The 11,383-nt window shown below is 67.1% G+C and carries 11 protein-coding genes; 6 read left to right on the top strand and 5 right to left on the bottom strand.

The features are described from left to right. Positions 1-71 precede the first annotated feature (71 nt). A complete protein-coding gene (rdgB, locus tag AX681_RS05145) occupies positions 72-740 on the bottom strand; it encodes an RdgB/HAM1 family non-canonical purine NTP pyrophosphatase (protein WP_066659951.1) in 669 nt (222 codons plus the stop codon). Then, positions 737-1,453 (bottom strand): ribonuclease PH, encoded by a 717-nt coding sequence (rph, locus tag AX681_RS05140; RefSeq protein ID WP_066659948.1) that lies wholly within the window; start codon positions 1,451-1,453, stop codon positions 737-739. The genes rdgB and rph overlap by 4 nt, the downstream gene beginning before the upstream one ends. A 90-nt stretch (positions 1,454-1,543) precedes the next feature. Here rph and AX681_RS05135 point away from each other — a divergent pair, with 90 nt between their 5' ends. From AX681_RS05135 to AX681_RS05110, 6 genes are all read left to right on the top strand, one after another. Beyond that, complete coding sequence (locus AX681_RS05135) at positions 1,544-2,056, top strand: DUF6438 domain-containing protein (RefSeq protein WP_066659945.1); 513 nt, start codon at positions 1,544-1,546, stop codon at positions 2,054-2,056. 31 nt (positions 2,057-2,087) lie between these two features. Next, on the top strand, positions 2,088-3,131 hold the full coding sequence (gene hrcA / locus AX681_RS05130; protein ID WP_066659942.1) for a heat-inducible transcriptional repressor HrcA: 1,044 nt from the start codon (positions 2,088-2,090) through the stop codon (positions 3,129-3,131). Positions 3,132-3,155: 24 nt separating this feature from the next. Beyond that, positions 3,156-3,704: a nucleotide exchange factor GrpE gene (gene grpE, locus AX681_RS05125; protein ID WP_066659939.1), complete on the top strand. Its 549-nt coding sequence runs from the start codon at positions 3,156-3,158 to the stop codon at positions 3,702-3,704. 159 nt (positions 3,705-3,863) lie between these two features. After that, positions 3,864-6,605 carry a [protein-PII] uridylyltransferase gene (locus tag AX681_RS05120; protein WP_066659954.1) on the top strand — a complete coding sequence of 914 codons (2,742 nt, stop codon included), beginning with the start codon at positions 3,864-3,866 and terminating at the stop codon, positions 6,603-6,605. A gap of 155 nt (positions 6,606-6,760) precedes the next feature. Then, a complete protein-coding gene (locus AX681_RS05115) occupies positions 6,761-7,144 on the top strand; it encodes a VOC family protein (RefSeq protein ID WP_066659935.1) in 384 nt (127 codons plus the stop codon). Next, the gene (locus AX681_RS05110; protein ID WP_066659932.1) at positions 7,141-7,341 is read left to right on the top strand and encodes a hypothetical protein; all 201 of its coding nucleotides are present in this window, start codon (positions 7,141-7,143) and stop codon (positions 7,339-7,341) included. Before AX681_RS05115 ends, AX681_RS05110 begins: the two co-directional genes overlap by 4 nt. Positions 7,342-7,731: 390 nt before the next feature. Here the strand turns inward: AX681_RS05110 and AX681_RS05105 are convergent, their stop codons facing one another. The 3 genes from AX681_RS05105 to thrS all read right to left on the bottom strand — a co-directional run bounded on the left by AX681_RS05105 (position 7,732) and on the right by thrS (position 11,245). Continuing rightward, entirely contained in the window at positions 7,732-8,592 is an 861-nt protein-coding gene (locus AX681_RS05105) for a glycoside hydrolase family 16 protein (RefSeq protein ID WP_066659930.1), read from the bottom strand. Continuing rightward, positions 8,589-9,122 (bottom strand): translation initiation factor IF-3, encoded by a 534-nt coding sequence (gene infC, locus AX681_RS05100; protein ID WP_066659927.1) that lies wholly within the window; start codon positions 9,120-9,122, stop codon positions 8,589-8,591. Before infC ends, AX681_RS05105 begins: the two co-directional genes overlap by 4 nt. A 122-nt stretch (positions 9,123-9,244) precedes the next feature. Next, a complete protein-coding gene (gene thrS, locus AX681_RS05095; RefSeq protein WP_066659925.1) occupies positions 9,245-11,245 on the bottom strand; it encodes a threonine--tRNA ligase in 2,001 nt (666 codons plus the stop codon). Between the last annotated feature and the right edge of the window lie 138 nt (positions 11,246-11,383).

Here is an 11,383-nt window from a genome sequence, read left to right as displayed (position 1 = left end):
ACCCAACGACAGTGTATTCTATGGGTGGCCGGGTGGGGGAGCGGGCCGGTGCCGCCATACTGAAAACGACTTTAGAACACCGCTGCGACCAGCTGCGCGAACGCATCGGCGCGATGGCTCATCGCGTGCTTCGCCGCAGGGTTCATCTCGCCAAAGCTGCGCTCATGCCCCTCGGGCACGAACATCGGGTCATAGCCAAAGCCCTTGTCCCCGCGCGGCGGCCAGATCAGTGTGCCATCGACCCGCCCCTCGAACCATTCGACATGCCCGTCGGGCCACGCCAGCGCCAGCGCGCACACGAAATGCGCGGCGCGCGACGTCCCCTCGGGCAGCGCGTCGAGCTTTTCGTTCACCCGCCGCATCGCCAGGTCGAAGTCGCGGCCCTCACCGGCCACCGGCTCCAGCCCCGCAATCCCCGGATCGGCCAGCCCCCAGCGCGCCGAGAAAATCCCCGGATCGCCGCCCAGCGCCTCGACGCACAGCCCGCTGTCATCGGCGAGCGCGGGCAGCCCCGACAGGTCAGCCGCCTGCATTGCCTTCAGCTCGGCATTGGCGACGAAGGTCGTGCCGGTCTCTTCCGGCTCGGGCAGGTCCAGCGACGCCGCGCTGATCGGCTCGATGCCATAGGGGGCGAGCAGCTCGCGAATCTCGCGCACCTTGCCTTCATTATGGCTGGCGATGACCAGCTTGCCCGGCTGGAGCTTGCGGATCGCCTGCGGGGTATCGCCCTCGCCGCTCACCGGCCCGCCGCCTTCAGCTGCGCCGCGAAAATCTCGCCGCAGCCGATCCGCGCGAGACGCAGCAGCCGCAGCAGGCCTTCCTCGTCATAGGTCGCGCCCTCGGCGGTCGCCTGCGCCTCGGCGATCTTGCCGTCCGCCAGCAGCACGAAGTTCGCATCCGCATCCGCCGCACTGTCCTCGTCATAATCGAGGTCGAGCACGGGCGTGCCCTGATAGATCCCGCACGACACCGCCGCGACCTGCTGCGTGATCGGATCGCCGGTCAGCTTGCCCTCGGCGATCAGTCTGTCGACCGCGAGCCGCAGCGCGACCCACGCCCCGCTGATCGCCGCCGTGCGCGTGCCGCCATCGGCCTGGATCACGTCGCAATCCAGCGTGATCTGGCGCTCGCCCAGCGCCTTGAGGTCGGTCACCGCGCGCAAGGATCGCCCGATCAGCCGCTGAATCTCCTGCGTCCGCCCCGACTGCTTGCCCTTCGCCGCCTCGCGGCTGCCGCGCGTATGCGTCGCGCGGGGCAGCATGCCATATTCGGCCGTGACCCAGCCCTCGCCCTTGCCGCGCAGGAACGGCGGCACCCGCTCCTCGACGCTCGCGGTCACCAGCACCTTGGTATTGCCGAAACTCACCAGCACCGATCCCTCGGCATGGATGGTGAAGTTCGGTTCGATGCTGATCGCACGCATCTGATCGGGGGCGCGGCCGCTGGGGCGCATAGGGTATTCTCCAAGGTTCGTTTCGCAGCGGACCTAGACGCACGGGAACCAACGCGCCAGTCTGACGCTTCGCTCCGTCGGAGAAATCGCATGAAACGGCTTGGATGGATCATGGTGCTGGGGCTTGCGGTGGCCGGCTGCGCACGCACCCCCGCGCCGAACACGCCCGGTCTAGGGGCGGACGCTGTGACGTCGATCGAATACACGACCGGCCCCTGCTTTGGCGCGTGCCCGGTCTACCACTTCAGCATTTCCAGCGACGGGACCGGGACGTTCGAGGGCCGCAAGCACACCAGCGTCACCGGCACCCGCCAATTCCGTCTGACGCGCGTCGAATATGATCGTTTCGTCGCTGCCCTGTCGCGTTTCCGCCCCGCGCCCGAGACCGAACGGGAGATCGTCCCCGGAAAGCCAGAATGCAAGGTTGCCGCCACGGATCTGCCGAGCGTGGAACTGCGCTGGGAATATGCCGACGCGCGCACCAGCCGCCTCGACTATTATTTCGGCTGCGACATGGAGGCGAACCGTGCCATGGCCGACGCCATCGGCAACGCCCCCGACCTGATCCCGGCCCTTGCCCCGCTGATCGGGGAGCGGCCTTGAGAGCACGCGCCAACACGCTACATTCGCATTCGTGACCACCCCACCGATCACCGAGCTGACCGACCGCGCCCGCGACATCTTCCGCGTCGTGGTCGAATCCTATCTCGACGCGGGCCAGCCGGTCGGGTCGCGCACCATCTCGCGTGCTCCCGGCCTCAACCTCTCCCCCGCATCGATCCGCAACGTGATGCAGGATCTGGAGGAGCTCGGCCTGCTCGCCGCGCCGCATACCAGCGCGGGGCGGATGCCGACCGAGCTTGGCCTGCGCCTGTTCGTCGACGGCATGATGCAGGCCAACGAGCCCTCGGCGGAGGAACGCGCCGCGATCGAGGCGCGCGCCGACGCGCGCGGCCCGGTGGAGGAGGCGCTCGCCGCCACCACCGCCGCGCTGTCCGGCCTCTCGGCCTGTGCCGGTATGGTGCTGGTGCCCAAGGCGGAGCGCGTGCTGCGCCAGTTCGGCTTCGTGCCCTTGGGCAACGACCGCGCGCTCGCGGTGCTGGTGGGCGAGGACGGGTCGGTCGAGAATCGCGTGGTCGAGCTGCCCCCCGGCCTGCCCCCCGCGACGCTCGAACAGGCCGCCAACTACCTCACCGCCACGCTCGGCGGCCTGACGCTCTCGCAGGCCCGCGCGCGCATCGCGAACCAGATCGCCAGCGAACGCGCCGCGCTCGACGATGCTGCCCGCACCCTGGTCGAGCGCGGTCTCGCGGTCTGGTCGCAGGATGGCGACGATCGCCCGGTGCTGATCGTGCGCGGTCAGGGCCGCCTGCTCGAATCCGCACTGGCCGAGGATCTCGACCGCGTCACCCGCCTGCTCGACGAGCTGGAGGGCAAGGAGGAAATCGCCCGCCTGCTCGACAGCGCGCGGGAGGCCGACGCCGCCCGCATCTTCATCGGCAGCGAGAACAAGCTGTTCGCCCTCTCCGGCTCCTCGGTCATCGCCAAGCCGGTGCGCGCGATGGACGGCCGCGTCGTCGGCGTGGTGGGGGTTATCGGCCCGACCCGGTTGAACTATGCGCGCGTCGTGCCCATGGTGGATTTCACGGCATCGACCCTGGCCAGATTGTTGGCCTGAACCATAAGAAAACACGCAGGAACCATGACCGAAGAACCCAAGACCGAAGCGACCGAAGACCTCCGTCAGGAAACCGCAGAGGCCGCCCCCGAAGTGGCCGAACAGGACCGCATCGCCGCGCTCGAGGCGGAACTCGCCGAAGCCAAGTCCGCAACGCTCTACGCCCGCGCCGAGGCGCAGAACCTGCTGCGCCGCGCGCAGAAGGAGGCCGAGGACGCGCGCAACTATGCCGCCACCGGCTTTGCCCGCGATATCCTCTCGGTCGCCGATAATCTCGGCCGCGCACTCGCCGCAATCCCGGAGGAGCTGCGCGAGGACGACAAGATGAAGGGGCTGATCACCGGCCTCGAAGCCACCGGGCGCGAACTCGACAGCGTCTTCGCCCGCCACGGCATCTCGAAGATCAGCGCGCTCGGCGAAGCGCTCGACCCCAATCGCCACCAGGCGATGATGGAAGTGCCGAGCGCCGACGCCGAACCCGGCACGATCGTGCAGGAAATCCAGTCGGGCTACATGATCCGCGACCGCCTGCTCCGCCCGGCACTGGTGGGCGTCGCGAAGAAGCCGGATTGATCCTCGGTTAGTCACCCCCGGCCTTGTGCCGGGGTCCACTGCGCCGCGCGCCCGGTGATCGCGGCTCGGGCATCGCACCTGCCGCCCGGTGGATCCCGGCACAAGGCCGGGATGACGAACGAGGTAGCGCGACCGCGCGACCTCCCCTATCTCCTCCCCATGTCCGGCCGCTTTGACTCCATCCCCCACCGCCGCGCGATCGTCGACCGGCGGGCGCTGGCGGACGATCTCGCCGCGCTCGATGCGCCCGATGCGATGCGGCTGCGTCAGGCCGCCGCGCTCCGGCTCAAACAGGCACTCGAATCCGGCCGCGCCGAAATCGCCCGCCGCCTGATCGAACAGCCCGCCAAGGGCCATGAAAGCGCGGCCAGCGGCGCGTTCCTGATGGATCAGCTGCTGCGCACCCTGTGGGACTTCACCCTCACCCGCCTCTATCCCAACAGCAACCCCAGCACCGCCGAACGCATGACGCTAATCGCGGTCGGCGGCTATGGGCGCGGCGAAATGGCGCCGCACAGCGATGTCGATATCGGCTTCATCACGCCCTGGAAGCAGACCGGGTGGAGCGAGCAGGTCATCGAATCGATGCTCTATTCGCTATGGGACATGGGGCTCAAGGTCGGCCACAGCTCGCGCTCGCTCGACGAAATGGTGCGGGAAGCGCGCGGCGACATCACCGTCCGCACCGCGTTGCTCGAAGCACGCTACATCTGGGGCGACACCGCGCTCTATGACGAGGCTGCCGCGCGCTTCAAGGCGGAAATCCAGAATGGCAGCGCGCGCGACTTCATCGCGCAGAAACTTGCCGAGCGTGACGAGCGCCACCGCAAGATGGGCGACAGCCGCTATGTCGTCGAGCCGAACGTCAAGGAGGGCAAGGGCGGCCTGCGCGACCTCCACACCCTGTTCTGGATCGGCAAATACGCGCATGGCGTGCGCGAACCCGCCGATCTGGTCGAGGTCGGGCTGCTCACCAAGCTCGAATACCGCCAGTTCCGCCGCGCCGAGAATTTCCTGTGGGCGGTGCGCTGTCATCTCCACAACCTCGCCGGGCGCGGCGAGGACCGCCTGACCTTCGACTATCAGCGCGAGATCGCGGAGCGGATGCGCTACGCCGACCGCCCGGGCAAGTCGAAGGTCGAGCGCTTCATGCACTTCTACTTCCTGCAGGCGAAGATGGTGGGCGACCTCACCGGCGTCTTCCTCGCGCATCTGGACGAGAAGTTTGCCGCGCGCGGCAGCCGCTTCGGCCTTCCCCGCATCCGCCGCAGCCCCCGCAAGCTCAAGGGCTTCGTGCTCGATCGCGGCCGCCTCGCCCTGCCGAACGACGATTTCTTCCGCGAAGACCCGGTGCGGCTGGTCGAGCTGTTCCAGCTCGCCGATTTGCACAAGCTCGAAGTCCACCCGCTCGCGATGCGCGCCGCCAACCGCGATGCCAAGCTGATCGCCGACTGGCGCGACGACCCGCGCGCCAATGCGCTGTTCATGGACGTGCTGACGTCCCCGCGCGATCCCGAAACCGTGCTGCGCTGGATGAACGAGGCCGGGGTGTTCGGCCAGTTCGTGCCGGACTTCGGCCGTGTCGTCGCGCAGATGCAGTTCGACATGTACCATCATTTCACGGTGGACGAACACACGATCCGCGCCGTCGGCTTGCTCAACCGCATCGAAAAGGGCGACCTCAAGGAGGATCACCCGCTCGCCAGCGGCATCCTCGATCAGGTCGCCTCGCGCCGCGCGCTCTATGTCTCGGTCCTGCTGCACGACATTGCCAAGGGGCGCGGCGGCGATCACAGCGTGATCGGCGCAGAGATCGCGCTCAAGCTCGGCCCGCGCTTCGGCCTGACCGCGGCGGAGACCGAGACGGTGTCGTGGCTGGTCCGCTATCACCTGCTGATGTCGGCCACCGCGTTCAAGCGCGACCTCAGCGACTTCAAGACGATCCTCGACTTTGCCGAAGTGGTGCAATCGCCCCAGCGGCTGATGATGCTGCTGATCCTGACCGTGGTCGATATCCGCGCGGTCGGCCCCGGCGTGTGGAACGGGTGGAAGCGCCAGCTGCTCACCAACCTGTTCGAAAGCGCCGAGGAAGTGCTGCGCCTCGGCCACAAGCAGCGCGGGCGCGGTGAGCGGATCGCGGCTAAACAGGCCGCGCTGGCACAGGCGATCGGCGGCGACACCAGCGGTTTCGTCCGCCGCCTCGCCGACCCCTATTGGGTGGCGGAGCCCGAGGATGTGATCGAACGCAATGCCCGCTTCATCACCCGCGCGGGTGACGCGCAGCTCTCGGTCGAGGCGACGGTCTATCCCGATCGCGGCGCGACGCTCGTCACCGTCTATGCCGCCGACCATGCCGGCCTGTTCTACCGCATCGCCGGCGCGATCCATGCGGCGGGCGGCAACATCATCGACGCGCGCATCCACACCACGCGCGACGGCATGGCGCTCGACAATTTCCTGGTTCAGGACCCACTGGGCCGCCCGTTCGACGATCCCGGCCAGCTCGCCCGGATCGAGACCGGCATTGCCGAGGCGCTGGCGAACCGCGCCAAGCTCACCGAACGCCTCGCCGCCAAGCCATTGCCCCGCCTGCGCGCCGACGCCTTCACGATCGAGCCAAACGTGCTGATCGACAACAAGGCATCGAACCGCTTCACCGTGATCGAGGTGCAGGCGCGCGACCGCCCGGCCTTGCTCCACCACCTCGCCTATGCGCTGTTCCAGTCGAAGGTGACGATCCACAGCGCGCATGTGGCCACCTATGGCGAGCGCGCGGTCGATACCTTCTATGTCACCGACCTGACTGGCGACAAGATCACCGCGGTTCTGCGCCTGAAGTCGCTCGAACGCCGCCTGCTCGACGCAACCGCGGGGCAGGGCGAGTTCGCGAGCGCGGCCTAACCCCATCGTCTGCCCAGCCTTGAGCCGGGCCAGGGCTTCTTCTTCAACGCCAACCAAGAGCGCCCGCCCCCGGGTCAAGCCCGGGGTGACGAGAGGGGTGGATTTACCCGATTACGCCCCTACACTCCTCGCACCACCACGGGGGAGCGACGACAATGGGCGTACTCGGCATGGGCGGGCTGTTCTTCCGGGCGCAGGACCCGGACGCGCTCAACACATGGTATCGCGAGCATCTCGGCATCGGCGCAGGCTGCGTCGCCGAGGATAGCGGGGGCGAGGTCAACGAATGGACCTGGCACACCCAGGGCGGCCCGATGGTCTTCGCCCCGTTCAAGGCGAACACCGACTATTTCGCCGCCGACAAGCAGTTCATGATCAACCTGCGCGTCCGCGACCTCGAAGGCATGCTCGAACAGCTCAACGCGGCGGGGATCGCGATCCAGACCGATCCCGCATGGGATTCGCCGGAGGTCGGAAAATTCGCCCGCATTCACGACCCCGAAGGCAACGCGATCGAACTGTGGGAGCCGCCGCTATGACCGCCGTGTGGATCGCACTCGGCGCCGTGGCGATTTCGCTGATGGCCGTGTTCATCTCGCTGAACGCGGCGAAGGAGGCAAAGCGGCGGAAGGAGGGCGACGACGGCGGCACCACCTACGCCAGCGACACCGGCGACCGCGACCGCACGGATAGCGACTCGGGCGGGGATGGTGGCGGCGACGGCGGCGGCGACTGAAAAATCCTCCCCCGCCAGGGGGGAGGTGGCGCCGAAGGCGACGGAGGGGGAGGACGGCTGCGCCCTCTTGATCGTCGTGCTTCCGCCGCCTCCGTCAGCTACGCTGGCACCTCCCCCTTGCGGGGGAGGGTTGCACACACCCCCATCGTCAGCCCGGCCTTGAGCCGGGCCAAGGCTTCTTCTTCTCTGCAACGCTGCCAAGAAAAGCCCAGCCCCGGGTCAAGCCCGGGGCGACGGGAGAGGTGCCAACGCCCCCGCTACACCACCGTCATGCTGAACTCGTTTCAGCATCCACCGCGCCACAAGCGGCTTCCTGGAAACTTCAGAACGCGCCTCGCAACCAAGACCCGGGGAACGCGCGGAAGGCCGGAAGCAGCGTAACCGCGTCCCTCAATCCCGCTGCCAAACCCGCACATAATCGACTTCCATCGCCGCCGGGAATGCCTTGGGGTCGATCCCCTTCTGCCCGCCCCAGCCGCCGACCGCGACGTTGAGGATCAGATATTCCGGCGTCCCGAACGGCCAGGTCTGCGGATCACCCTTCTTGTCATTCTCGAACCGCATATAGGCGCGCCCGTTCATCCCCACGAGGATGCGGTCGGCGTTCCAGTCGAGCTGATAGGTGTGGAACGTCTCGCACACGTCGTTCTGCACGACATGCGCGCCCTTCTGCGTCCGGGCGACATGGTTGTACGCGCCGGTGTGCACCGTGCCATGGACGCGGCCATTGTCCCAGCCGACATGCTCCATGATGTCGATCTCGCCCATTGCGGGCCAGCCCTTGCTGTCGTCCGACGCGAGCATCCAGATCGCCGGCCAGATGCCGCGCCCGCACGGCAGCTTGGCGCGAATCTCGAAAAAGCCGTAGCGCCAGTCGGCAATCCCCTTGGTGAAGATCTTGCCCGACGCATAATCCTGCCCGCCATGATCGGGCTTGTCGGACAGCCGCTCCTGCGTCGCCGTGATGATCAGCCTGCCATTCTCGACCCGCACATTCTGCGGCCGCGCGGCGGCGTAATATTGCTTTTCTTCATTGTGCCAGCCCAGCTTGTTGCGGGCGGTGTCATAGGCCCAGCGCTTGGGATCGGGCAGGCCGTCGACATCGAACTCGTCCGACCACACCAGCTTGGCATCCGCCGGACGGACGAGCGGTTCGTCCGTCCCGGCGGTGATCGCGGGGCTGTGCACAACCTGCGCCGCAGCGGGAAGCGGCGCGGCCAGCGCCAGCACCGCAAGCGCCGTCACCCTCATTTGGGCGACAGCACCATCAGCATCTGGCGGCCTTCCATGCGCGGATAGCTTTCGACCTTCGCCACTTCGGCGGCGTCTTCCTGCACGCGCTTGAGCAGGTTCATGCCCAGCTGCCCATGGCTCAGCTCGCGGCCGCGGAACCGCAGCGTGATCTTGACCTTGTCACCCTCGCCGATGAACTTGTGCACCGCCTTCATCTTGGTCTCATAGTCATGATCGTCGATGTTGGGACGCATCTTGATCTCCTTGATCTCCTGCGTCTTCTGCGACTTGCGCGCGAGGTTTGCCTTTTTCTGCGCCTCGTACTTGTACTTGCCGACATCGAGATATTTGGCGACGGGCGGGTCCGCGTTCGGCGACACTTCGACCAGGTCGAGACCCAGTGCCTGCGCCTGTTCCATCGCCTCGCGCGTGAACATCACGCCCAGATTCTCGCCTTCATGGTCGATCACGCGAACCTTGGGCGACTGGATGAATTCATTGAAGCGCGGGCCGGTCGGCACCGGGGGCGCGAAACCGCGCCGGGACATGGGGGGACGTATAGGAACAGCTCCTGTTATGATTTCGACGACTTACGATAACGCATGAACGCGCAAACGGGTAGCCCCGCCGCGCGATCCTGACGAAAAAGCCACACGCTGTGGCGCGCGGGTTACGCCTTCATATCGGGAGGGGTCGCCGCATCCGCAAGCATCGCGATGGCGTCGTCGAGCGACATCACCTTCTGCCCCTCGCTGCCCAAGGTGCGGACGGCGACCGTGCCCTCCTCCGCCTCGCGCTTCCCGACCACCAGCAAATGCGGAACCTTGGCCAGCGAATGCTCGCGCACCTTGTAGTTGATCTTCTCGTTGCGCAGGTCGCTCTCGACCCGGATCCCCGCCGCCTTCAGCTTCGCGACCGCGTCCTTCGCATAGTCGTCGGCATCCGACACGATCGTCGCCACCACCGCCTGCACCGGTGCCAGCCACACCGGCAGCCGCCCGGCGAAATGCTCGATCAGGATGCCGATGAACCGCTCGTACGACCCAAAGATCGCGCGGTGCAGCATCACCGGCCGGTGCCGCTCGCCATCCTCGCCGACATAGGACGCGTCGAGCCGCTCGGGCAGCACGCGGTCCGACTGGATCGTGCCGACCTGCCACGTCCGCCCGATCGCGTCGGTCAGGTGCCACTCCAGCTTGGGCGCATAAAACGCCCCCTCGCCCGGCAGCTCTTCCCAGCCATATTCGGGAGTCGCCAGCCCCGCGCGCACCACCGCGTCGCGCAGCTCATTCTCGGCCTTGTCCCAATCGGCGTCTGAGCCAAAGCGCTTCTCGGGCCGCAGCGCCAGCTTGATCGAATAGGTGAACCCGAAATCGCGATACACTCGATCCGCCAGCTCGCAGAATGCCTGAACCTCGGCGACAATCTGATCCTCGCGGCAGAAGATATGCGCGTCGTCCTGCGTGAACTGCCGCACGCGCATCAACCCGTGCAGCGCGCCATGCGGCTCGTTGCGGTGACAGCAGCCATTCTCGTACAACCGCAGCGGCAGCTCGCGATAGCTCTTCAGCCCCTGCCGGAAAATCAGCACATGCGCCGGGCAGTTCATCGGCTTGAGCGCCATCCAGTCGGCCTCGCCGCTGATCACCGGGCCTTCGTCATCGACGTTCGGCACCTCGTCGGGGATCACGAACATATTCTCGCGATACTTGCCCCAGTGCCCGGACTGCTCCCACTGGCGCGCGTCCATCACCTGCGGCGTCTTGACCTCGCGATAGCCGGCCGCGTCGATCGCGCGGCGCATATAGGCCTCGAGCTGACGCCAGACCATATAACCCTTGGGGTGCCAGAACACGCTGCCATGCGCTTCCTGCTGCAGGTGGAACAGGTCCATCTCCGCGCCCAGCTTGCGATGGTCGCGCTTCGCCGCTTCCTCCAGTCTGTGGAGATGCGCGTCGAGTTGCTTCTTGTTGAGCCAGCCGGTGCCATAGATGCGCGTCAGCTGCGCATTCTTCTGGTCCCCGCGCCAATAGGCGCCCGCAACCCGCATCAGCTTGAACGCCGCCGGATCGAGCTTGCCGGTCGATGCCAGATGCGGCCCGCGACACATGTCGAGCCAGTCGTCGCCCGACCAGTATACCGTCAGCTCCTCGCCCTCGGGAAGCTCCTTTGCCCATTCGGCCTTGAAGCTCTCGCCCTGCGCCGTCCACCGGTCGATGAGCGCCTGCCGGCTCCACACCTCGCGGCGCAGCGGCTTGTCGGCACGGATGATCTCGCGCATCTTTTCCTCGATCGCGGGCAGATCCTCCATCGAGAAGGGCGCGCGCGACGCCGGAGCCATCACGTCATAATAGAACCCGTCATCGGTCGCCGGGCCGAAGGTGATCTGCGTCCCCGGCCACAGCGCCTGCACCGCTTCGGCCAGGATATGCGCAAAGTCATGCCGCGCCAGTTCCAGCGCATCCGCCTCGTCCCGCGCCGTCACCAGCGCGAGCGCGCTATCCTTCTCCAGCGGCCGGTTGATGTCGCGGAGTTCACCATCGACCCGCGCGGCAATCGCCGCCTTGGCCAGCCCCGGCCCGATCGCGGCGGCAATGTCGCCAGGCGTCGTCCCGGGCGCGACCTGTCGCACGGAGCCATCGGGAAGCGTGATCGAAAGAAGCTGCGCCATATCAGTCCTGCATGTTTGACGTGCCTATGCACGGGGCAGCGCTGGAGGAAAAGAGGCAGGATCGGGAGGAGCAGCGCCATCTCACCCGATTCCGGGCAAGAGGGCGGCGGTGCGGCTCTAACCGCGCACGCCAAACCC

The sequence above is a fragment of the Sphingomonas sp. CCH9-E2 genome (assembly GCF_001557215.1).
In the GTDB taxonomy this organism is placed as follows: Bacteria; Pseudomonadota; Alphaproteobacteria; order Sphingomonadales; family Sphingomonadaceae; genus Sphingomonas.
Note: the sequence above shows the minus strand (reverse complement) of the source record. Positions and strands in the feature narration are given on the sequence as shown.